Raw genomic sequence first — 23237 nt, 5'->3', positions numbered from 1 at the left:
TATGGGTATTGATCTTTCGCTGATCTGGGCCGTCATCATCATCTTCGGCATCATGATGTACGTGGTGATGGATGGGTTCGATCTGGGTATTGGCATCCTCTTTCCGTTTCTGGCCGATACTTCCGAGCGCGATGTCGCGATGAACACCGTGGCGCCGATCTGGGACGGCAACGAGACCTGGCTGGTCTTGGGTGGGGCAGGGCTGTTCGCCGCGTTCCCGCTGGCTTATTCGGTCGTGCTTTCGGCGCTGTACCTGCCGATCATCTTCATGCTGATGGGGTTGATCTTTCGCGGTGTGGCGTTCGAGTTTCGCTTCAAGGCCAGCGCAGCCCGACAGCACGTCTGGGACAAGGCCTTTGTTGGTGGCTCGCTGGCCGCGACGTTCTTCCAGGGGGTCGCACTGGGTGCCTTCATCCATGGCTTCCCTGTGGCTGATCGCGCTTATGCCGGTGGCCCGCTGGACTGGCTGACGCCATTCTCGGTGTTCTGCGGCCTGGCCCTGATCGTTGCGTATGCCTTGCTTGGCTGCACCTGGCTGATCATGAAAACCGCCGGCGACCTGCAGAAACGCATGCATGACATCGGCATTCCGCTGGTCTGGGCGGTACTGGCCGTTACCGGCATCGTCAGTATCTGGACGCCGCTAACCCATCCTGATATCGCTGAGCGCTGGTTCAGCATGCCAAATCTGATCCTGTTCCTGCCGGTGCCGATTCTGGTGCTGGCATGCACCTTCGGACTGCTGCGATCAATCAAGCGTTATGCCCATTATTCTCCGTTCCTTTTTACCCTGGCGCTGATCTTTCTGGGTTACAGCGGACTCGGGATCAGCCTCTGGCCAAACATCATTCCACCATCGGTCACCATCTGGGACGCTGCTGCGCCACCCCAGAGCCAGGGGTTCACCTTGGTCGGGGCGCTGCTAATCATTCCGCTGATCCTCATGTATACCGCCTGGAGCTATTACGTGTTTCGCGGAAAGGTCAGTGCAGACGACGGCTATCACTGAAACGGGCCGTCACGGAGCGATATATGCAAAACAAGCACGAAAGCGGTGCAGCCGAGCCCAAGCCGCTGTGGAAGCGCATGACCTGGTTGGTTCTGATCTGGTCAGCAAGCGTACTCGCCCTGGGAGTAGTGGCTTGGCTGCTGCGCCAGGCGATGACTGCAGCGGGCTTGACCTCGCCCTGATCACCGAGCTAGAGCCTATGAGCGAACGTGCGGCGATATGGCGCGTTGTGGCTACAGCCTGCTCAGGCTATTTAATGGTCATCCGCGCTGTGAAGTGCTTCATGTTTCCGTCATGTATGCAGGTTAGTTTCGCTGGCATGGACTTTGAAAAGCAGAACTAGGCAAACCTGATAAGAGGATCGTTTCTATGGACGACTATCAAGACGAAATACTCGAATTGCATGCATCTGAGCAGGATGGGCCAGAGCCTGCTGACGACGCGTTCGAGCTTTGACAGATCACTCGGCTCGCCGTTGTGCGCGCCGGTACTCTCCCGGCGTCTGTCCGCTCCAACGTTTGAATGCCCGCTGAAAGGCTTCCGCGGAAGAAAACCCGAGTAACCAGGCGATCTCGCCGAACGCCGATTCGGTGTCGCGGATGTAAGCCATTGCGAGATCTCGCCGAGTGTCATTGAGAATGGCGCGGTAGCTGGTGCCTTCTTCATCCAACTTTCTTCGCAGTGTCCAGGGCGGCAGTTGCAACCTTCCTGCGACCTGCTGCAGATCAGGTTCCTGGCCCTTGAGCATTGGCCCGAGCAGCTGAGCCACGCGCTCGCGGAGGCTGCGGGTGCGGGTGCGGAGCTCCAGTTCAGCTTCGCAAAGCTCGAGAAGCTGGCGCCAGGTGCCCGGGCAGTGTTCCGGGTTACGGAGCGCCAGCGTCGCCTGATCCAGCCGCAGCTGATTGTGCTCGGCTGCGAACTCGACGGGTTTTCCGAAAAACGTTTCGTAACGCACGGCGTAGTTGGGGCGATGAAACTCGATCTGTACCGCAACCGGAGTGAGCGGTTGGCTCGCGACCGCACCCAGTTGCGTAACCCAGCTCGCCAATACTGTGTCTACGACAAACTGGTTGTAGCTGTTGTACGGGCTGATCGAATAGAACCTGAGCCAGGCGCCGGTCGCATCCTCATGAAATCCTGAGGCGCCTCGGTAGTTGCTCGCATAGAGCGGCTCGTAGCGAATCAGCGCACGTGCAGCTTCGCGCACCGTAGGGGCTTGGGCTGAGGTCACCCCGACGAGTCCAAGGTGACCGGCCTTGCGTAGCCGCCCCATTTCCAGCCCAAGCCCAGGATCTCCCGCCATTTGCATAGCCGCATGACCCAGCCGCATGTAGCGGGGGATGGACAGTCGCGCTCGCGGCTCCGACAGCCGCGCATGGTCGAGGCCGTACGCATCCAGCAGCGGTTGGGGGTCGATGTGTTGTTCCTGCAAGGCACTGATCAGGCTGTGCACGAAGCCGACCGAAAGATCACCGAGGCGAACCCGTTGACGATTCATGGTCGACTTGGCAACCACAGGTTGTTCAATCGCACCGGCTCGCCATGAAGGTGTCTTGTCGGTCTGCGAGGTGAACCCACGAGGTTCCAGGGCAGCCCGAGGGTTTGCACCTCCATCCGCGCGAGTGTTGCCGTTGTGCTCAGGTGCGCTCCGCAGGTCTTCAGCGGGTCGTTACGTGCCCCCGGTACGGCCAGCAACTCGGCTTCGTCTGAGACGTGCCGTGTATAGCCGTCGCAGCCAAGCAGCACGATCAAACGCCCAGCAGGTGTCTCGAGCACCGATGGCTCAGGGTACACAGGCGCTTCGCTGTAACGGCGCTCGTAGCGACTCAGATGCTTCTTGTACTGCAGCGGGCCCAGCACATCGCCGTCCGGCATAAACGTGAGGCTGACCTGCCGAAGCGGCCCGCTACCGCTCCGCAGGCGACCCTTGTCCAGATAGGGTTCGGGCAGCACGATCGAGCCAGCGACGAGCGTTACGCCGTACGCTTTCGCCAGACCTCCGAAAATTTCCTGATAATCATCGGCCATTTCCCCTGCCTTGAGCTTCAGAACCGCTTCGGTGCGGCGATCATCACCTTCGTTATCCAGCAATGCCCGCAGGTAGTCCCAGGGGTTGCTTAGCGCCATCCATTGCATGGCGTCGCGTAGCGTACGGGCCTGCTGGACTTCAGGCTTCTCGCCGAGGGCGAACAAGCCGGTGCCGACATGCTCGGGCAGAATTACGACGGTTCGGTCATTCAGCAGTCCGGCTCCTCGCGCTTGGTCCAGGTAGGTGGCGAACTTCAACCGCAATCGTTCGCGGCTCTGGTAGTCCGCCGGCATCAGTCGGGTCTCGATGCCGAGCAGGTTGCCGGTCTCACTCGGCTGGCCCTGACTCTCGATTGGCAAGATCCGCAGATCGGACAGCAAAGGTCCACTGCGACGATCACGGGTCCAGTCGAGGTAGATGATGAGCGCCGCCAGGGCGAGAACGGCGACGCCGAGCAATTTGCTATAGGGGCGCATGGGATACAGAACTGAAGGTGTAGGGCAGAGCCTAGCATCGTGCTGCCGTTTGCCAAGCGTTTTGCGCTTTTCAGTCAGATAGTTGTAATTTCCGGTCATTGAGCGCGCGGCAGGTGCTGTTTATCTTCACGGCATTGCGACTGCGCCCAGCAGAGGCGTGGCGACCGACCGAAGTATTTCTGGCACTGGCTGTGCCGCCTGATCGAGGAACGAACATGACTGCTTTTCCGCATCTGCTGGCTCCGCTAGACCTTGGTTTTACCACGTTGCGTAACCGAACACTGATGGGCTCGATGCACACCGGCCTGGAAGAGATGCCCAACGGTTTCGAGCGGATGGCCGCCTTCTTCGCCGAGCGGGCCCGTGGAGGCGTAGGCCTGATCGTCACCGGTGGGGTCGGGCCGAACGAGGAAGGTTCGGTACGCGCCGGAGCAGCCAAGTTATCGAGCCCGGAGGAAGCGGAAGAGCATAAGGTGGTCACCCAGGCAGTGCACGAGGCGGGTGGCAAGATCTGTATGCAGATCCTCCACGCCGGGCGTTATGCCTACAGTCCGCAGCTGGTAGGACCTAGCGCCATCCAGGCACCGATCAACCCCTTTACGCCGCGCGAGCTGGACGAAGAGGGCATCGAAAAGCAGATCCGTGACTTCGTCAACTGCGCAGGTCTGGCTCAGACGGCTGGCTATGACGGCGTTGAGATCATGGGATCGGAAGGCTACTTCATTAACCAGTTCCTGGTAGCTCACACCAACCACCGCACCGACCGTTGGGGCGGCAGCTACGAAAACCGTATGCGTCTGCCGGTTGAAATTGTCCGTCGCGTACGCGAAGCGGTCGGTCCCGAGTTCATCATCATTTATCGCCTGTCGATGCTCGATCTGATGGAAGGCGGCAGCACTTGGGACGAGGTAGTGATGCTGGCAAAGGCCATTGAACAAGCCGGCGCCACCTTGATCAACACGGGAATTGGCTGGCACGAAGCCCGCATTCCGACAATTGCCACAAAGGTGCCTCGCGCGGCCTTTACCAAGGTAACGGCAAAACTTCGCGGTGAAGTTGGCATTCCGCTGGTTACTACCAACCGCATCAACACGCCGGAAGTCGCCGAGCAGGTCCTGGCAGAGGGTGATGCGGACATGGTGTCCATGGCGCGTCCGTTTCTTGCCGACCCGGATTTCGTCAACAAGGCGGCGGCGGACCGCAGCGACACCATCAACACCTGTATCGGCTGTAACCAGGCCTGCCTGGACCATACCTTCAGCGGCAAACTGACCACCTGCTTGGTCAACCCACGGGCATGCTATGAGACCGAGCTCAATTACATCCCCACCACCATGATCAAGAAGATTGCAGTTGTGGGTGCCGGCCCGGCTGGCTTGGCGGCTGCTACCGTAGCGGCGGAGCGTGGCCATCAGGTGACGCTGTTCGACTCCTCGAGTGAGATTGGCGGTCAGTTCAATATCGCCAAACTTGTGCCGGGCAAGGAAGAGTTCTTCGAAACCCTGCGCTACTTCAAAGGCAAGCTGCAGAGCACTGGCGTCGACGTCCGTCTGAATACCCGCGTCAGTGCGGCTGACCTGCTGGCCGGCGGATTCGATGAAATCATCCTGGCAACCGGTATTGCGCCGCGCACACCGGATATCCCGGGCATTGATCATCCAATGGTGATCAGCTACATCGACGCAATCCTGCAACGCAAGCCCGTTGGGCAACATGTGGCCGTGATCGGGGCCGGTGGGATCGGCTTCGACGTGTCGGAATTCATCACACACAACGGCCTCTCGACCAGTCTCGACAGAGAGGCGTTCTGGCGTGAATGGGGTATCGATCTCGCGCTGGAAGCTAGGGGGGGAGTGGCGGGTGTTCGGCCGGAGCCGCACGCTCCGGCACGACAGGTTTATCTCCTGCAGCGCAAGAAATCCAAGGTCGGCAATGGCCTGGGCAAGACAACCGGTTGGATTCACCGCACGGGCCTGAAGAACAAGCACGTTCAGATGATCAGTGCCGTCGAATACCTGGCGGTCAACGATCAAGGCCTGCATATCCGTGTGGGCGATGGTGAGCCCCAGGTGCTTCCGGTTGATACGGTCATTGTCTGCGCCGGTCAGGACCCGTTGCGTGAATTGCAGGCCGAGCTCGAGGCGGCCGGGCGGCAGGTTCACCTGATCGGTGGGGCCGATGTCGCCGCAGAACTCGATGCCAAGCGCGCCATCAACCAGGGTTCGCGGCTAGCCGCCGATGTCTGATCCAGACAAGTCCCGCTTCTCATACAGCCTGTTTGGCGGGACTTTTTCGTATAGGAGCGACGATGTGAGTACATCCCTTGCGCTACAACCGGCCGCTGGCGAAACCTTGACGCGGTGGCATCAGATGATTGCAGCCGGAGATCTGAGCCGGCTACCGGAGCTCTTGCATCCGCAGGCGGTATTCCGCTCGCCGATGGCTTTCGTGCCCTACGAGAGTGCGGCAGCGGTCAATCTGATCCTGAATACAGTCGTAACGGTGTTCGAAGACTTTGCCTATCACCGCGAGTTGGCTAGCGCCGATGGGGCAGATGTCGTGCTGGAGTTCAGCGCGCGCGTCGGTGACCGCCAACTCAAGGGCATCGATATGATTCGCTTCGATGAAGCGGGGCTGATCACCGATTTCGAGGTGATGGTTCGGCCGATGAGCGGGCTGCAGGCGCTCGGTGAGGAGATGGGCCGGCGCCTGGCACCTCAACTCGCGGCATTGAAAGGCCGACCGGCTTAGTCCGACCCGTTCACACTTTACCGGTGGTGTTTCGACAGCGGCTCCTGGCGCCGAAGTCGCTGCCAACCCAGTCACATTGCCGGTTTCGCTTTTTCCCCTACACTTTGCGCCAACCATGGGCTAGCGGGGCGCCACGAACCCGCAGCGCGGATTCCCGCGGGCCGTTTCAAGTTGTTGAGGAAGCCGAGCATGCAGATCAAACCGCAGACGGTCGAGGCCGTACTGTTCTTCAATGATGGCGGCGTCTGCAAGGAAATGCTCTACCCCGAGTTCGAGGCCATGCTCGATGGGGTGGTGAGCATGCGGGAATTTGCCGATCAGCAGATGCGGGTCGCGTATGTGCTGATTAACCCTCGACTGCAGATTCGCGCAGCGGTTTTCTTTTATCTCGATTTCGACGAGGACGGATCAGCCGACAGCGGCTGGAATATTCCGCTGCGCAGCCTTGCCGAACGCACCGGGCGCGGGCCGGACCTCGGCGCCGGGCCGATTCGTCTGGCCTGTCGTAGCCAATGCCCGGTGTCCTGGCACCAGATGCATTTGTGGGACCCTGACTTGACGCCTGGCAAGAATCACTTCGTGATGTTGCGTGATCGTATCAAGCGCAACCAGTTGGGGCTGTTGGTTGAAGAGGAGGCATCGCAAACCGTGCCCGCCGAGCGCCTGCAAATGGTGGCCGAAGATACCTGGTACGCGCCTGACGCGGCCAAGCAGGTCGCCACTCGCCGCGCCGAGCAGCTTGAAAAGGAACAACGACTCAAGGCTGCTCAGTTAATCAAGCAGCAGCGTTTGCGCATTGCCAGCCTGGAGCAATTGCGTGAGGCCGACCTTGTCAAATTACGAGAGCTGGCCGCTCAACAGCAGGCAACGCTGCAGAAGGAAGTGGCTCGATTGCGCGGCCAGTTGCTTGAGCAGGAGCAGCAGACAGTGAGACTTCGCGCTCAGCTCGCAGAGCAGGCCGAGGGCTTCCAGAAGACCCGTGAAGAGATGAGCCAGCAGTTGCGTGCGGTTGAGCAGAACAGTCGCGACGAGGCTGACGCTGCAAGGGCGCGTTTCAGCACCGAGGTGCAGGTGCAAGTCGCCGCAGCGGTGGCCGAATACAAGGAGCAGGTCGCTATTCGGGACGTCGAGCTGGCTTATCGCAACGAACTGGACGCGCAACTGCAGGATGAGATCGAAGCGCTGCAGAAGCAGGTTGGGGTGTTGACCGAGCAGACTGGTGACCGGATGCTCGAACGGCTGTCGGGGCTCGGCGTGATATTCATGGCTTATCATCCAGGCGCCGGGCACCTGACCATCGCGCTGCAGGACATGGCGCGTTATCAAGAAAATCCGCTGGCCTATGCCGCCGCCAAATGCGGTGTATCCGAGGAGCAATACGGCAAGTGGGTTCAGCATTATCAGCAACCAACCTGTGTAGCCAGTCTCTCGACGGGCGAACGCTGCAATATGCCGTTGGACAAGGTCGATTCGCCTGCACGCTTCGTGATCGGCGAGTCCAACTGTTGCGCCAGGCACCGGTCTCAGGATCGCCTGCGCACAGGTAGCTGACAGAGTCCCTATCATTTCTATGTCCATCCCCAGCCTGGCCTCGGTACCGCTGCAGCGGCTGGATTTGCCTTGGCTGCACGCAGCCGATGTTCAGGTTGCCGTGCTGCGCCTGGATCTGATCGACCCCGAGCTGTCTGGCAACAAGTGGTTCAAGCTCGTCCACCACCTCGCTGCGGCACAGGCAAGCGGCGCGTCGGGGCTGATCAGCCTTGGCGGCCCTCATTCCAATCACTTGCATGCGCTGGCGGCGGCGGCCAAGCGTTACGGACTGGGCAGCGTTGGGCTGCTGCGCGGCCATCCGCAGCAAACAGCGACTGTCGAAGATTTGCAGCGCTTCGGCATGCAGTTGCACTGGCTGGGTTATGGCGGTTATCGCGACCGGCACCGCGCGGGTTTCTTCGATACCTGGCGCGATCGGTATCCCGACTACTACAGCGTGCCTGAAGGTGGCGGCGGGCTTGCTGGTGCGCTGGGTTGCGCTCCGTTGGTCAATCACGTGCAAACTCGCCTGGCCGACCTCGGCTGGGCAGATTACGACGGCTGGTGGCTTGCCGCGGGTACCGGTACCACCTTGGCCGGGTTGGTTATTGGTGAGGCGCAGCAGCGCAGGAGAACGGTCCATGGCGCCCTGGCAGGCCCGCCTTCGCATGGTGTAGCGGACGCGGTGAGTCGATTGCTGCGAGACGCCAGCGCTGCTGATTCCGGGTATCAGCTGATCGATGCTTGCCGCGGTGGCTTCGGTCGATTTGACGAGCTGCTGGCTCGGTTCCTGCTGGAGACCGAAGCGATATCGGGGGTGCCGCTGGAGCCTGTTTACACGGCCAAGGCGATGATGGCATTGCGCCTTAATGTGCAGGGCGGTTATTTTGCCGCTGGTACGCGGCTCATCTTCGTGCACACCGGTGGTCTGCAGGGCAGGAGAGCTGCCGACGCGCAACTGGAGGTGCTGCTGCGCTGACCTCTCGCCCTTTGGAATTCATGGATGAACAAGCCGCTAGTTTCGGATCTGCTCCACCGCCTGGTTCCGCTCAACACGCTGCCGTATCGGTATCTGCAGGAAATTCGTCATCAGTTGGTACCACGTGCCCTCGCGCCAGGCGACATGCTGTTCGATGAGCAGACACGGTCGGGTCTGAGCTATTTTCTGCTAAGCGGCACCCTGTCGCTGCTGACGCCGGACGGCGAGCGTTCCTTGGTTGCAGGCTCGTCCGAAAGTCGCCATGTTTTCACGTCCGGCGTACGGCTGAGCAGAGTCTTCGCCCTGGAGGATGCCAGCGTGCTGTGCATCGATAGCGCGCAGCTCGAGCGCCTTGTGACATGGCAGCATGCCAACGCCGATCTGCTGTTGGAGTTGGCAACGGCAGGTGAGCTGACCGACTGGCTCGAAGCGCTGCTTGAAAATCCGCTGTTCGCCAAAGTGCCCCCAGCAAACATACGCGACATGCTTACCAGACTCGAAACCATCGACCTTCCGGCCGGCCACGTGCTGCTGCGTGAAGGTGAGGCCGGCGACTGTTGCTACTTTCTGAAGAGCGGCCGCGCCGAAGTCATGACTGGCCTTGGCAGCGACAGCCAGGTAGTGGCGGAGCTCGACGTCGGAGCCTGCTTTGGGGAAGAGGCGCTGCTGACCGACGCACCGCGCAACGCCACCGTTACGCTGATCGAGGATGGCTGCGTGCTGAAACTGGGACGCGAGAACTTCGTTGCGCTATTGAAAGCGCCGGTTGTTGACGAGCTCAGTCTTGAGGAGGCCAACGCGCTGATTGAACAGGGTGCTCAATGGCTGGATGTGCGGCTGCTGGAAGAGTACGAACAGGGGCATGCCCAGCAAGCGCTGACGATGCCTCTGCACCTTTTGCGGCTGAAGACGCGATTGCTGAAGCAGGATCGGTTGTACCTGTGCTACTGCGACAGCGGCAAACGCAGCGCCAGCGCGGTGTTTCTGCTGACGCAGTTGGGTTTCAGCGCTTATCCGCTGCGGGGTGGCCTCGACGGGCTGTCAGCGGAGGATTACGCGACGTTGCTCTGTGAGCAGGGTAACGGTTACCTCGCACGTTCCGGCGGGCGCACCGAACTCAGCGGCTAAGTCGATGTGATCCTACCTCAGCATGACAAGTAGCCAGCCGCCGATGCCGCCCACCATCACCACCAGCCAGGGCGGCAACTTCCACATCATCAGGGCTGCCAGAGCGGTCGCTGCCAAGACAATGTCTCCCGGGCCAAAAATGGCGCTGGTCCACACCGGATCGTACAGCGCAGCAAGTAACAGCCCGACCACCGCTGCATTCACACCGCCCAGTGCAGCCTGCATCCGTCGATTGGCGCGCAGCCGATCCCAAAAAGGCATAGCGCCAAATACCAGTAGAAACGACGGGGTGAACACGGCAATCAGGCACATCGCGGCGTTGATCAGACTGCCGCCGCCGCCGATTGAGGCCCCGAGAAAAGCAGAGAAGGTGAATAGCGGCCCTGGGACTGCCTGGGCTGCGCCATAACCGGCCAGAAAAGTGTCGTTGCTGACCCAGCCGTTGGGCACGACTTCGGCTTGCAGTAACGGCAGCACCACATGGCCTCCCCCGAAGACCAAGGCGCCGGCGCGGTAGAAACTGTCGACCATCGCCACCAGCTGGTTGGTCGAGACAGCAGCCAAGGCTGGAAGCAGCAGCAGCAAGGCAAAGAACAGCAGCAACGCCAATACGCCGGCTGTCCGCCCCACGCGAGGCTGCGAGGGCGTCTGGCCGGACGCCGAAGCTGGACGAAACAACAGCAGTCCCGTCAGACCGGCGATGGCAATGACGACAAGTTGCGCCCAGGCACTGGCCAACAGCAGAACAGCGCATGCAGCCAGCAGGGCGATAGCGATACGCGGGCCATCGGTGCACAGATTGCGCGCCATTCCCCATACCGCCTGAGCCACGACCGCGACCGCGACGATCTTCAGTCCATGGAGGAATCCGTCTGGCAGACTGTCCCCCCAGCGGCCGACGCCCAGAGCGAACAATGCCAGCGCGATCGCTGACGGCAGAGTGAATCCCGTCCAGGCCGCCAGCGAACCGCGATAGCCACCCCTCAGTAACCCTATGGCGATCCCGACCTGGCTGCTCGCCGGGCCGGGGAGAAACTGACAGAGGGCTACCAGATCCGCATAGCCTTGCTCGTCGAGCCAGCGCCGGCGGTGAACGAATTCTTCACGGAAATAGCCCAGGTGCGCCACTGGCCCGCCGAATGAGGTCAGGCCTAGACGCAGGAATAACAGAAAAATTGCCCATGGATTCGAGTGCTCCGGGGCGATTGAATGGAGCTGGTGCGAGCTCATCAAGGCTGACCCTTGCGGTGAAATGAGGTGGCGCTGCTGTCGCCGCTCGAGTCTGCAGGATGCGGATGACGTTTTCACGTCAGCTGCGACTCAGTGGGCCGGCCAGGCGCGGGGAACCAAGAACAGACGCTCCTGTTCGAGCCAGTGTCCGTTTGACTGGGCCTCCAGGCGCACCAGCATTTTCGCCTGGCGCTGACCTTCAACTTCGCTAAGCCAACGATCGAAATTGGGCCGCCTCCAGACGGCATCCGGCGGCATCTGCGCAGGTGCCAGCCAAGCATGTCGGGGTAGCGGTTGCCAGGTGGCGCGGTCGTCATGTCCAGCGAAGCTCGGCCAGTCGTGGTGACGCAGCCAGCGCCCGCCCAAGTGCCTCGGGTCGGCGCCAACAGGTGCAGAGCACGCGTTTGCCACTGGCAGGAATAAGTAGCCGCCCAGCCACAGGGCGCTGCTGATCTGGGCACTGGTCAGCTCGCTGAGCAACAGCTGCGCGGCGGGCTCCGACGGTAGCCGTAGTTGATGATCGCAAAGTCGCCGCAGCTTGATATCGAGCCGGTCGTGGCTGCCGGGACCCAGCCAGCGATCGTGCCGTGCGCTGTCGCCTTCCAGTCCAAGGTAGAACTTGACGGCCAGTTCCAAGTGATGGACGCCTTCCTGGTCGCGTAGGAGCAGGTCCAGTTCGCCTAGGGTTTGGCCGCCTTGACGGATCGGCAGGTTCGCCACCAGCAGATCGATACCCGGCGCCTGGCACAACGCAAATTGCCAGAGCCGCTCGTAATAAAGGCCCAGCCGTCGAACATTGCACTGTGCAAGCCAGGCCTCAAGAACGCCCGGCTGCGTGTCAAGCAGGCGCAGCCAATCCGTCAGTTCATCGGGCTGCTCAGCCCAGCGGCTGGCCGTGAGCGGGTGCCGCTGCGGTGCCGGGGCTTCGCTCAGCAATGGTGGCGAAAGCAGCGCCCACGCGAGATCTCGCACGGCGGGGTGCTGCAGGCTAGGAAGCAGATCACCAAGACAAGGAAGATTCATGCAAGCAGCATAGCCGAGGTTGGTTTGCTGCCACTTCCAGCTTTCGCCCATAATTCGCCGGCTGCATCGTGACTGGGAATCCAGATCATCACAGGGTGTTGAACTTGAACGCGCGTGCGCGACACCAAATCAGTGCCTGTTAAGCTTCGGCCGGTCGGTGTTTCTTCTGTCGCGCAATTGCTTGTCACCCGTCTCGCCTACAGGGAGCTTCAATGGATCAGTTCCGCAATATCGGCATCATCGGCCGCCTGGGCAGTTCCCAGGTGCTGGATACCATTCGCCGGTTGAAGAGATTCCTCGTGGAGCGCCACCTGCACGTGATTCTCGAAGAAAACATTGCCGAGGTGCTGCCTGGCCATGGCATGCAGACCTCGTCGCGGCAGCGTCTCGGCGATTCCTGCGATCTGGTGATTGTGGTCGGCGGCGACGGCAGCCTGCTGGGCGCGGCGCGGGCGCTGGCCAAACATCGGGTCCCGGTGCTGGGAATCAACCGAGGCAGCCTTGGCTTTCTCACCGATATTCGCCCTGATGAGCTGGAAGAGAAGGTCGCCGAGGTGCTCAGTGGGCAATACACGCTGGAGAATCGCTTCCTGCTCGAAGCTCAGGTGCGGCGCTTCGAAGAGTCCATCGGTGAAGGCGACGCGCTCAACGACGTGGTGCTGCATCCCGGCAAGTCGACCCGGATGATCGAGTTCGAGCTGTACATCGATGGCCAGTTCGTCTGCAGTCAGAAGGCCGACGGGCTGATCATTGCCACTCCCACAGGTTCTACGGCCTATGCGCTGTCCGCCGGCGGGCCGATCATGCACCCACGCCTGGATGCGATCGTGGTTGTTCCGATGTACCCGCACACCTTGTCCAGCCGGCCGATCGTGGTGGACGGCAACAGCGAACTGAAAATCGTCGTTTCACCGAACATGCAGATCTATCCGCAGGTCTCCTGTGATGGCCAGAACCATTTCACCTGTGCGCCAGGCGATACCGTCACGGTGCGCAAGAAACCGCAGAAGCTTCACCTGATCCACCCGCTTGACCACAACTATTACGAGGTCTGCCGCACCAAACTTGGCTGGGGCAGCCGACTCGGTGGAGGGGAATAGTGTTTGTCGACCCGGAGCGCAGCTACGATCTGATCGGGGACGTGCATGGTTGTGCCCACACCTTGACCCGCCTGCTCGAGCAGCTGGGCTATCGCCAGCACGGGGATGTGTGGCGACATCCACGCAGGCAAGTGATCTTTCTTGGCGACATCATCGATCGCGGCCCTCGAATTCGCGAGGCACTGCATGTGGTCCATGCAATGGTCGAAGCGGGGCAGGCCCATTGCATCATGGGCAATCACGAATTCAACGCGCTGGGCTGGTATACCCCGGCGCCGCCCGAGAGCGGCAAGACCTTCGTTCGTGAGCACACGCCGCGTTACGCCATGCTGTTGCAGCATACTTTCCAGCAGTTCGAGCAATATTCGGAAGAGTGGCGCGCCTTCCGCGAATGGTTCATGACATTGCCGCTGTACCTCGAAAGCGAACGTTTTCGCGTCGTGCATGCGTGCTGGGACAACGCCGTGATCAGTCAGCTGCGACAGCGGTTGAGCCAGGGGCGCGTCGATCTGGATTTTCTGCGTGACGCCGCGTTCAACCAAGGCTTCGCTGCCAAGGCGCTGGACCGGCTCCTGCGCGGCACCGACATGCCACTGCCGGAAGGCCTGACCTTGACCAGTGCTGAAGGCTTCACTCGCAGTTTTTTCCGGACGAAATTCTGGGAAGAGAACCCCCAGACCTACGGCGATATCGTCTTTCAGCCCGACGGGCTGCCGGAGAAAGCTGCGCGGATGCCGCTCAGCGAAAGCCAGAAGAGCCAGCTGTTTCTCTATGGCCCCGATGACCCGCTGTTGTTTGTTGGGCATTACTGGCGCAGCGGAACGCCGGCGCCGATCCGGCCCAACCTCGCCTGTCTTGATTACAGCGCGGTGAAATACGGCAAGCTCGTCGCCTACCGGCTCGATGAGGAAACCAGACTCGACCCGGCGAAGTTCGTCTGGGTAGACGTGGAGCGATAGATGAACATCGTTGAGGCGCTGCGCCTGCCATTGTCAGAAGACCTGAGCGGATTTATCGCCTTGTTGCGTCGCCTGCAGGTCCCTTGCCGGGTCTCTGAAGAGTCCGGCGAGCAGGTGCTGCGGGTGCCGGCGGCAACCGCGGAACAGGTTCGAGAGCTGTATCAGCGCTATCCCCAGGGCGATGGCGCGGTGGTGGCCGAACAACCGGCACGCCGGGGCGGCGGTTTTGTCGCCAGCCTTCGTCACAGCCCGCTGACAGCAGCCGTGTTGCTACTGACGATGATTGCCGCCGCGATCACCATGCTGGGTGAAAACTTCGAGACCATCCGCTGGTTCAGCTTCGGTGACTTCCGCATCGACGGTGAGTACGCCTACTTTGCGACCCTCGAGCAGACGCTGGCCACCGGGGAGTGGTGGCGACTGGTGACGCCCATCTTCGTACATTTCGGCTTCCTGCACTTGGCCATGAACTCCATGTGGTACTGGGAGCTTGGACGGCGTATCGAATATCGACAAGGCGCGCTAATTTTGCTTGGCCTGACGCTGGTTTTCGGTGTCGTGTCCAATGTGGCGCAATACACCTACGGTGGCCCGGGCCTATTTGGGGGCCTATCCGGTGTCTTGTACGGACTGCTAGGGCATTGCTGGCTGTTCCAGAAACTGTCGCCCGACGAGGCCTACCGGTTGCCCCCGGGCGTTGTGGTGCTGATGCTGGTCTGGCTGGTGATCTGCCTGACGGGCGTGATCGAAGTGGTCAGCTTCGGTGCCTTGGCGATCGCCAACGCGGCGCATGTTGGCGGTCTGGTTGCTGGCTGTTTGACGGGCATTCTAGGGGGGCTGCTGTCGCGCCGCAGGGCCGCGGTCTAGTGCAGCACAACGGCTGATCGGTTTTCCCTAAAACCGCGCCGCTCGGTAGAATGCGCCCTCGTTTCCCTGGGAGCCGGTCATGTCGTCCTTTATCGAAGCCATCGAAAACATCACCCCTGAAATCTACGAAAACCTGAAGACCGCCGTCGAGCTGGGCAAGTGGAGCGACGGCCGCAAGTTGACGCCCGAGCAAAAAGAAACCTGCCTCGGCGCAATGATTGCCTGGGAGATGAAGAATCTGCCGGAAGAGGAACGCACCGGTTACATGGGTGGCCAGGAATGCGCCTCCAAGAACAAGAACAAGGCGCCTATCGATACCAGCCTGTTTGCACCCGCTTCCGGGACCCGGCACTGATGCTCGAGCTGGGACGCGGCGCGCTGAGCAAGATGTCGATTCAGTTGGGTGATCAGGCCCAGTATTCCTTCCGCCTGAACGACACGCTTGTTCCGGTCAATCCACTGATCGGCAAGACGATTCGGCTGGAATACCTGGGCGCCATCCATTGCAGCCACTGTGGTCGCAAGACCAACAAGAGCTTCAGTCAGGGCTACTGCTATCCCTGTTTCAAGAAACTGCCGCAGTGCGACATCTGCATCATGAGCCCGGAAAAATGCCACCACGACTTCGGCACCTGCCGCGATCCGCAGTGGGGCATGGACTTCTGCATGACCGACCACGTGGTGTATCTCGCCAACTCGTCGGGCATCAAGGTCGGCATCACACGGGCTACACAATTGCCGACGCGCTGGCTCGATCAGGGCGCCAGCCAGGCGCTGCCGATCATGCGCGTCGCGACTCGCCAGCAGTCGGGTATGGTCGAAGACCTGTTGCGCAGTCAGGTGGCTGACCGCACCAACTGGCGCGCGCTGCTCAAGGGCGATGCTGAACCCATCGATCTGATCGAGATCCGTGAACAGATCTTCGATGCCTGCGCCGAAGGGCTGCGGGAGCTGCAGCAGCGCTACGGGCTACAAGCGATCCAGCCAGTGGCCGATGCCCAGGTGCTGGAGATCCGCTACCCCGTTGAGGCCTACCCCACCAAGATCGTCAGTCTGGATCTGGAAAAGACGCCGGTGGTCGAAGGCACCCTGCGGGGCATCAAGGGTCAATATCTGATTCTCGATACCGGCGTTATCAACGTTCGAAAGTTCACGTCGTATCAGGTAGCTGCAAGCAGCGCGGCGTAGGGTGGATCACGCTTCACCGATCCACCGGGTGGCGATCCACCGGGTGGCGATCCACCGGGTGGCGATCCACCCGAATGAACACAGCGGCAGATTATTGGTGGATGTAGAAAGCGACCTCCACCCTACGGATCGATCATGCATCTACTTGTTGGATCATGCATGACGATCCATCCAACGAATGCTATTCACTTGCAGCTTCAAGCTCGCCGCTTTTAGCTGCCTCGAAGAGGCCCAGCCGATGCGCACCGAACAACCGAAAGTCATTCATCTCAAGGATTATCAGGTGCCGGATTACCTGATCGATGAAACCCACCTGACCTTCGAGCTGTTCGAGGACCGCACCGTGGTCCATGCGCAGTTGGTCATGCGGCGCAACCCGGAGGCCGGTGCCGGCCTGCCGCCTCTGCGGCTGGATGGCCAGGATCTCGAGCTGCTCTCGCTGTCAATCAACGACCGTCAGCTCGGCCTGGGTGATTATGAAATCGGCGAAGAAAGCCTGACGCTACAACCCGATGCGGCGAACTTTACCCTCGACAGCACCGTGGTGATTCACCCTGAAAGCAACACGGCGCTGGAGGGCCTCTATAAATCCGGCAGCATGTTCTGCACCCAATGTGAGGCCGAGGGCTTCCGCAAGATCACCTATTACCTAGACCGCCCGGATGTGATGAGCACCTTCACCACGACGGTCAGCGCCGAGAAGCAGGCCTATCCGATCCTGCTGTCTAACGGCAACCCGCTGGCCAGCGGCGATGAAGACGACGGCCGACATTGGGCAACTTGGGAAGATCCGTTCAAGAAGCCGGCCTATCTGTTCGCCCTGGTGGCGGGCGACCTCTGGTGCGTTGAGGACAGCTTCACCACCATGACTGGGCGCAACGTGGCGCTGCGCATTTACGTCGAGCCGGAGAACATCGACAAGTGCCAGCACGCCATGGACAGCCTGAAGAAGTCCATGAAGTGGGACGAAGAAGCCTACGGCCGTGAATACGACCTGGACATCTTCATGATCGTCGCGGTCAACGACTTCAACATGGGCGCCATGGAGAACAAGGGGCTTAACATCTTCAATTCCAGCGCGGTGCTGGCGCGCGCCGAAACGGCCACCGACGCTGCCCATCAGCGCGTCGAGGCCATCGTCGCTCACGAGTATTTCCACAACTGGTCCGGCAACCGCGTGACCTGCCGCGACTGGTTTCAGCTGTCGCTGAAGGAAGGCTTCACAGTATTCCGCGACTCGCAGTTCTCCGCGGACATGAACTCGCCGACCGTCAAGCGTGTGGAGGACGTGTCCTACCTGCGCACTCATCAATTTGCAGAAGACGCCGGCCCGATGGCGCATTCGGTGCGTCCGGAATCCTTCATCGAAATCTCCAACTTCTACACCCTGACCGTTTACGAGAAGGGCGCCGAAGTGGTTCGCATGATACAGACGCTGCTGGGCGAGGAGGGCTTCCGCAAAGGCAGCGACCTCTACTTCGAGCGGCATGATGGCCAAGCGGTCACCGTCGACGATTTCGTCAAAGCCATGGAAGACGCCAACGGCGCCGACCTGACCCAATTCAAGCGCTGGTACAGCCAGGCCGGCACGCCGCGTCTGGCTGTCAGCGAGCACTATGACGCTGCTGCAAATACCTATAGCCTGACGTTCCGCCAGAGCTGCCCGCCGACACCCGGGCAGAGCGAGAAGCTGGCCTTCGTGATCCCGGTCTCGCTGGGCCTGCTGGATGGGCAGGGCAACGAAATTCCGCTAAGCCTGCAAGGCGAAGACGCTGCAGTTGGCACCACCCGCGTGCTGGCAGTTGACCAGCCTGAGCAAACCTTCACCTTCGTCGACGTGCCAGAGCAGCCACTGCCGTCGCTGCTGCGCGGTTTCTCCGCGCCGGTGAAGCTCGACTTCCCCTACAGCCGCGATCAGCTGATGTTCCTGATGCAGCATGATTCCGATGGCTTCAACCGCTGGGAAGCGGGCCAGCAGCTGTCGGTTCAGGTGCTGCAGGAGATGATCGGTCAACACCAGCGCGGCGAAGCGTTGCAGCTGGATCAACGGCTCGTTGCTGCGCTGCGCAGCCAGCTGGAGGACGAGAGTCTCGATCAGGCCATGGTGGCCGAAATGCTGTCACTGCCGAGTGAGGCCTACCTCACCGAAATCAGTGAGGTGGCTGACGTCGATGCCATTCACGCAGCACGAGATTTCGCCCGCCAGGGCATTACGAGCGCGCTGTTCGATCTGCTCTGGAAGCGCTATCAGGCCAATCGCGAGGTGTCGCGTCAGACGCCCTATGTTGCCGAGGCCACTCACTTCGCCCGGCGTGCCTTGCAGAACATCGCGCTGTCGTACCTGATGCTGAGCAGCAAGCCGGACGTGGTGGCCGCGTGCGTGGACCAGTTCGAGCAGGCCGATAACATGACCGAGCGCCTGACGGCGTTGGCGGTATTGGTCAATTCGGACTTCGAGGCCGAGCGCGCCAAGGCACTGGAAGCCTTTGCCGAGCACTTCAAGGACAACCCGCTGGTCATGGATCAGTGGTTCAGCGTCCAGGCCGGCAATACGCAACCGGGTGGCTTGGAGCGCGTCCAGCAGCTGATGCAGCATCCGGCGTTTACGCTGAAGAACCCGAACAAGGTGCGTGCACTGATCGGCGCCTTCGCCAATCAGAATTTGGTCAATTTCCACCGGGGCGATGGTGCGGGTTACCGCTTCCTCGCTGACCAGGTCATCGTACTCAACAAGCTCAATCCGCAGATCGCATCACGGCTGCTGGCGCCTCTGACCCGCTGGCGCAAGTACGATGCTGGTCGTCAGGGCCTGATGAAATCAGAGTTGGAGCGCATCCTGGCGTCCGGGGAGTTGTCGAGTGATGTCTACGAGGTGGTGAGCAAGAGCCTTGCCTGATCAGAGTTGCGATTGGAGGTAATGACTGTCGAAAATCCCGCGCTTGCCGCGGGATTTTTCGTTTTCATAAGTGCTAGCCGGTCGCGATCAGGCATCCCCCTCCAGTGCCGGAGGAGAAGAGCGCCAAGCGCCGTGCCATAAGGCATACCTATCACGCAACATCATTGAGCCATGCTTAACAAAACATAACGTCCAGCCAATTGCCGCCGCTTTCGAAAGCCCTATAGCATGGCCTGGCCTGCCTTCCTACGCAGGCCTTACCTAATAAGAATAAAGGGGGTATGTATGAGTGAGCCCGTCATGTGGCGCACACCGGTTGGCCGCGTGGAAAAAACGACACGCACGCCGATGTTCCGTAGTCAATCGCCGCTGGCAAGAACGCTCTCGCTCTGCAGTGTTCTCTCCATCCTGTTTCTAGCCGCGCCTGCTCAGGCCCAAAATCCTGCCGAGCCAGGCGTTCGTTACGCGATCGAATCGCAGAAAGCCGCCACCAGCTTGCTTCTCGATATTGCCCACGCCGGCAAGCGTCTGGTAGCGGCCGGTGATCGCGGACACATTCTCTATTCCGATGACGGTGGCGCCACCTGGACGCAGGCCAAGGTCCCCACTCGACAGCTGCTGACGGCGGTGTATTTCGCTGACGAACAGCACGGTTGGGCGGTCGGCCACGACGCGCTGATTCTCGGCACCACGGACGGCGGTCAGACCTGGACGCAGCAGTACGAAAACCGCGAGGGTGAAGTGCCGCTGCTTGACGTCTGGTTCGAGAATGCCCAGCACGGTTTCGCCACCGGCGCTTACGGCGTGTTGTTGGAAACCACCGACGGCGGCAAGAACTGGGAAGACGTTGCTGATCGCCTGGACAACGAGGATGGCTTCCACCTCAATGCCATCGCCGAGATTCCTGGATCCGGCCTGTTCATCGTTGGCGAGATGGGCGGCATGTTTCGCTCCGCCGACATGGGTGAGACCTGGGAGCGCGTCGAGTCTCCTTACCAGGGCTCGTTCTTCGGCGTCGTTGGCGGTGGCGAACCGGGGGTCGTGGTCGTGTTTGGCCTGCGCGGGAACCTGTTCCGCTCAACCGATTTTGGCGACAGCTGGCAAGCGATCGAGCTGTTGGACGATGGTGACACCGTCGAGTCGGGACTGGCTGATGGCAACAGGCTGGCCGATGGACGCATCGTCGTGGTTGGCCACGGTGGCACCGTGCTCAGCAGCGAGGACAACGGAAAGAGCTTCACGCTGTTCAGCCGACCTGACCGACGCTCCCTGTCGGGCGTCGTGTCCAATCCGGACGGCAACCTGATCCTCGTCGGGCAGAGCGGTGTCAGGATCGTTTCGCCGACCGGCGCCAACCTGCCTGTACAACAACAATAAGCCGGAGCCAACATGACCAAGCATCAGCAGAAGCCGGCGTCCTTTCTCGAACGCCTGATATTCAACAATCGACCGGCAGTGATCCTTGTCTGCCTGTTGATCAGCGTGTTCCTGTTCTACCAAGCAGCCCAGGTTCGTCCTTCGACAAGCTTCGAAAAGATGATCCCGCTGGGGCATCCCTACATTCAGAACATGCTCCAGCATCGCGACGATCTGGCCAACCTGGGCAACACGGTGCGGATCTCCGTGGCAGCCAAGGACGGTGACATCTTCGCCAAGGACTACATGGAAACGCTGCGTCAGATCCATGACGAAGTGTTCTATATCCAGGGTGTCGATCGCTCCAACATGAAGTCGCTCTGGAGTCCAAGCGTTCGCTGGACCGAGGTGACCGAGCAAGGCTTCGCCGGCGGTGAGGTCATTCCGCAGACCTATGACGGGTCGCCGGAAAGCCTCGATGACCTTCGCAGCAACATCCTCAAATCCGGTCAGGTTGGGCGTCTGGTCGCCAACGACTTCAAGTCCAGCATCATCGACGTGCCGCTGATGGAGTCCTACTCGGATCCGGAAGATCGCAGCAAGCAGATTAAGCTCGACTACCAGAAGTTCTCTCACGAGCTGGAAGAGAAGATTCGCGACAAGTACGAGGCGCAGAACCCGAATGTGGAGATTCACATCATCGGTTTCGCCAAGAAGGTCGGTGACCTGATTGATGGTCTGGTCGGCGTCGCGCTGTTCTTCTTCGTCGCCATTGGCATCACGCTGGCGCTGCTGTTGTGGTTCACCCGCTGCTTCAAGAGCACCATCGCGGTAGTGGTGACGACCCTGATTGCCGTGGCCTGGCAGCTTGGTCTGCTGCACACCCTTGGCTTCGGGCTCGATCCCTATTCGATGCTGGTGCCGTTCCTGGTATTTGCTATCGGGATCTCCCATGGCGTGCAGAAGATCAACGGTATCGCCATGGCTTCCGGCGAAACCGACGACCCGTTAGCTGCAGCACGGATGGCATTCCGCCAACTGTTCATTCCCGGCATGGTGGCCTTGGCGTCCGACGCCGTCGGATTCGTGACCCTGCTGTTGATCGATATTGGGGTCATCCGCGAACTGGCGATCGGTGCTTCGCTGGGCGTGGCGGTCATTATTCTGACCAACCTGATCCTGCTGCCGGTGGCGATTTCCTACATGGGCATCAGTCAGCGGGCCGTCAAGCAGGCTCGAGAGGAGGCCGCGCGTAACCACCCGTTCTGGCGTCTGCTGTCCAACTTTGCCAACCCGATCGTCGCACCGATTTCCATTGTCATTGCGCTGCTCGCCGTGGGTGGTGGACTTTGGTATGGACAGAATCTGAAGATCGGCGACCTCGACCAGGGCGCACCGGAACTGCACCCGGACTCGCGTTATAACCTCGACAACGACTTCGTCATCAGCAACTACTCGACCAGTTCGGACGTGCTGGTGGTGATGGTGAAAACGGCCCCCGAAGGCTGCGCCCATTACGACACGCTCGCCGCCATGGACGAGCTGATGTGGAAAATGGAGAACACCGAGGGTGTGCAGTCGGCCGTGTCGATGGTCACCGTGGCGCGGCAAAGCATCAAGGGCATGAACGAGGGCAGCCTGAAGTGGGAGACCTTGTCTCGTAACCAGTTCGTGCTGAACAGCTCCATCGCTCGCGCCGAAGGCATGTACAACAGCGATTGCTCGCTCGCGCCGGTGCTGGTGTTCCTCAATGACCACAAAGCCGAGACGCTGGAGCATGTTGTGTCTGCGGCCCGCGAGTTCGCTGAGGAAAACAACCGCGAAGGGCTAGAGTTCGTCCTTGCTGCAGGCAATGCTGGTATTGAAGCAGCGACCAACGAAGTCATCGCCGCCTCCGAAACCACCATGCTGATTGCGGTCTACGCCGCAGTGAGTTTCATGTGCTTGCTGACCTTCCGCTCTGTCGCTGCGACCCTTTGCATCGTCCTGCCGCTGGTGCTGACCTCCATCCTAGGCAACGCGCTGATGGCCTTCATGGGGATTGGCGTAAAAGTCGCGACGCTGCCGGTGATCGCGCTCGGGGTGGGTATTGGTGTGGACTACGGCATCTATATCTACAGCCGTCTGGAGTCCTACCTACGCCAGGGCATGACGCTGCAGGATGCCTATTACGAAACCCTGAAGTCGACAGGCAAGGCGGTGGTTTTCACCGGCATCTGCCTGGCCATCGGTGTGTTCACCTGGGTGTTCTCGGCGATCAAGTTCCAGGCTGACATGGGCCTGATGTTGACCTTCATGTTCCTCTGGAACATGGTCGGCGCGATCTGGCTGCTGCCTGCATTGGCGCGCTTCCTGATCAAACCGGAGAAGCTGCGGCAGAAGGCGTGATGCTCGAGCCGTGACAAAAAAACCGCGACCCCCGGGTCGCGGTTTTTTTATATCCCGCTGGACCTGCAAATGACGCACCCAGTTATGGCTGAACGTCCTTGATCAGTTGCAACTTGACTGGATAGCCCTGGGCAGGCTGCACCACGGTTTCGGTCTCGGTGATGTTTAACACTTTTCCACTCGGGTCTTTTGTCACCGTTACGGTCTTGGTGTACGTGCTTTGCACCACGCAGCCTGTCAGCAAGGCTGCAGCAGCTAGGGCTGCGAAATATGCGGGCGTTTTCATCGGTTGGCTCCGTGCCTAAATGTGGGGCGCGGAAACTATCAT

20 protein-coding genes are annotated in these 23237 nt (G+C 60.5%); 15 read left to right on the top strand and 5 right to left on the bottom strand.

The window, feature by feature from the left end; all coding sequences use genetic code 11:
• Position 1: 1 nt before the first annotated feature.
• Together cydB and AAGW23_RS07090 are read left to right on the top strand one after the other, a co-directional pair.
• Positions 2 to 1009, top strand: coding sequence for a cytochrome d ubiquinol oxidase subunit II (gene cydB, locus AAGW23_RS07095; RefSeq protein ID WP_342405749.1), 1008 nt, complete (start codon positions 2 to 4; stop codon positions 1007 to 1009).
• 23 nt (positions 1010 to 1032) lie between these two features.
• Positions 1033 to 1191 (top strand): DUF2474 domain-containing protein, encoded by a 159-nt coding sequence (locus tag AAGW23_RS07090; protein ID WP_342405748.1) that lies wholly within the window; start codon positions 1033 to 1035, stop codon positions 1189 to 1191.
• A 278-nt stretch (positions 1192 to 1469) separates the two neighbouring features.
• On the opposite strand, the gene AAGW23_RS07085 is transcribed toward AAGW23_RS07090, so the two are convergent.
• Entirely contained in the window at positions 1470 to 2507 is a 1038-nt protein-coding gene (locus tag AAGW23_RS07085; RefSeq protein ID WP_342405747.1) for an AraC family transcriptional regulator, read from the bottom strand.
• Positions 2504 to 3514, bottom strand: a complete 1011-nt coding sequence (locus AAGW23_RS07080; RefSeq protein WP_342405746.1) for a carbon-nitrogen hydrolase — start codon at positions 3512 to 3514, stop codon at positions 2504 to 2506. The genes AAGW23_RS07085 and AAGW23_RS07080 overlap by 4 nt, the downstream gene beginning before the upstream one ends.
• A 215-nt stretch (positions 3515 to 3729) precedes the next feature.
• Here AAGW23_RS07080 and AAGW23_RS07075 point away from each other — a divergent pair, with 215 nt between their 5' ends.
• The 5 genes from AAGW23_RS07075 to AAGW23_RS07055 all read left to right on the top strand — a co-directional run bounded on the left by AAGW23_RS07075 (position 3730) and on the right by AAGW23_RS07055 (position 9902).
• Entirely contained in the window at positions 3730 to 5760 is a 2031-nt protein-coding gene (locus tag AAGW23_RS07075) for an NADPH-dependent 2,4-dienoyl-CoA reductase (RefSeq protein ID WP_342405744.1), read from the top strand.
• A gap of 64 nt (positions 5761 to 5824) precedes the next feature.
• On the top strand, positions 5825 to 6265 hold the full coding sequence (locus AAGW23_RS07070; RefSeq protein ID WP_342405742.1) for a nuclear transport factor 2 family protein: 441 nt from the start codon (positions 5825 to 5827) through the stop codon (positions 6263 to 6265).
• A 189-nt stretch (positions 6266 to 6454) separates the two neighbouring features.
• Entirely contained in the window at positions 6455 to 7816 is a 1362-nt protein-coding gene (locus AAGW23_RS07065) for a chromosome partitioning protein ParA (protein WP_342405740.1), read from the top strand.
• Between the two features lie 19 nt (positions 7817 to 7835).
• Positions 7836 to 8774 carry a 1-aminocyclopropane-1-carboxylate deaminase/D-cysteine desulfhydrase gene (locus tag AAGW23_RS07060; RefSeq protein WP_342405739.1) on the top strand — a complete coding sequence of 313 codons (939 nt, stop codon included), beginning with the start codon at positions 7836 to 7838 and terminating at the stop codon, positions 8772 to 8774.
• Between the two features lie 24 nt (positions 8775 to 8798).
• A complete protein-coding gene (locus AAGW23_RS07055) occupies positions 8799 to 9902 on the top strand; it encodes a cyclic nucleotide-binding domain-containing protein (protein ID WP_342405738.1) in 1104 nt (367 codons plus the stop codon).
• Positions 9903 to 9914: 12 nt separating this feature from the next.
• On the opposite strand, the gene chrA is transcribed toward AAGW23_RS07055, so the two are convergent.
• Complete coding sequence (chrA, locus tag AAGW23_RS07050) at positions 9915 to 11132, bottom strand: chromate efflux transporter (protein ID WP_342405737.1); 1218 nt, start codon at positions 11130 to 11132, stop codon at positions 9915 to 9917.
• 90 nt (positions 11133 to 11222) lie between these two features.
• Entirely contained in the window at positions 11223 to 12155 is a 933-nt protein-coding gene (locus tag AAGW23_RS07045; RefSeq protein WP_342405735.1) for a DUF1853 family protein, read from the bottom strand.
• A 212-nt stretch (positions 12156 to 12367) separates the two neighbouring features.
• Between AAGW23_RS07045 and AAGW23_RS07040 the strand changes: the two genes are divergently transcribed.
• The 8 genes from AAGW23_RS07040 (at position 12368) to AAGW23_RS07005 (ending at position 22909) form a co-directional block, all read left to right on the top strand.
• Positions 12368 to 13255, top strand: coding sequence for an NAD(+) kinase (locus tag AAGW23_RS07040; RefSeq protein WP_045426155.1), 888 nt, complete (start codon positions 12368 to 12370; stop codon positions 13253 to 13255).
• Entirely contained in the window at positions 13255 to 14214 is a 960-nt protein-coding gene (locus AAGW23_RS07035; protein ID WP_342405734.1) for a metallophosphoesterase, read from the top strand. Before AAGW23_RS07040 ends, AAGW23_RS07035 begins: the two co-directional genes overlap by 1 nt.
• The gene (locus AAGW23_RS07030) at positions 14215 to 15081 is read left to right on the top strand and encodes a rhomboid family intramembrane serine protease (protein WP_342405733.1); all 867 of its coding nucleotides are present in this window, start codon (positions 14215 to 14217) and stop codon (positions 15079 to 15081) included. It abuts the gene before it with no gap.
• A gap of 79 nt (positions 15082 to 15160) precedes the next feature.
• Positions 15161 to 15436 (top strand): YeaC family protein, encoded by a 276-nt coding sequence (locus tag AAGW23_RS07025; protein WP_342405732.1) that lies wholly within the window; start codon positions 15161 to 15163, stop codon positions 15434 to 15436.
• The gene (locus AAGW23_RS07020; RefSeq protein ID WP_342405730.1) at positions 15436 to 16269 is read left to right on the top strand and encodes a DUF2797 domain-containing protein; all 834 of its coding nucleotides are present in this window, start codon (positions 15436 to 15438) and stop codon (positions 16267 to 16269) included. Before AAGW23_RS07025 ends, AAGW23_RS07020 begins: the two co-directional genes overlap by 1 nt.
• 238 nt (positions 16270 to 16507) lie before the next feature.
• Positions 16508 to 19165, top strand: a complete 2658-nt coding sequence (gene pepN, locus AAGW23_RS07015; RefSeq protein ID WP_342405729.1) for an aminopeptidase N — start codon at positions 16508 to 16510, stop codon at positions 19163 to 19165.
• Between the two features lie 285 nt (positions 19166 to 19450).
• Positions 19451 to 20542: a WD40/YVTN/BNR-like repeat-containing protein gene (locus AAGW23_RS07010; protein ID WP_342405728.1), complete on the top strand. Its 1092-nt coding sequence runs from the start codon at positions 19451 to 19453 to the stop codon at positions 20540 to 20542.
• 12 nt (positions 20543 to 20554) lie between these two features.
• Positions 20555 to 22909, top strand: a complete 2355-nt coding sequence (locus tag AAGW23_RS07005) for an RND family transporter (protein WP_342405727.1) — start codon at positions 20555 to 20557, stop codon at positions 22907 to 22909.
• A gap of 82 nt (positions 22910 to 22991) precedes the next feature.
• On the opposite strand, the gene AAGW23_RS07000 is transcribed toward AAGW23_RS07005, so the two are convergent.
• Positions 22992 to 23195, bottom strand: a complete 204-nt coding sequence (locus tag AAGW23_RS07000; protein ID WP_200639397.1) for a hypothetical protein — start codon at positions 23193 to 23195, stop codon at positions 22992 to 22994.
• Positions 23196 to 23237 lie beyond the last annotated feature (42 nt).

The organism is Stutzerimonas chloritidismutans, assembly GCF_038562055.1.
Taxonomy (GTDB): domain Bacteria; phylum Pseudomonadota; class Gammaproteobacteria; order Pseudomonadales; family Pseudomonadaceae; genus Stutzerimonas; species Stutzerimonas chloritidismutans_A.
The sequence above is the reverse complement of the archived record's forward strand: the minus strand, read 5'-3'. Positions and strand labels throughout refer to the sequence as shown.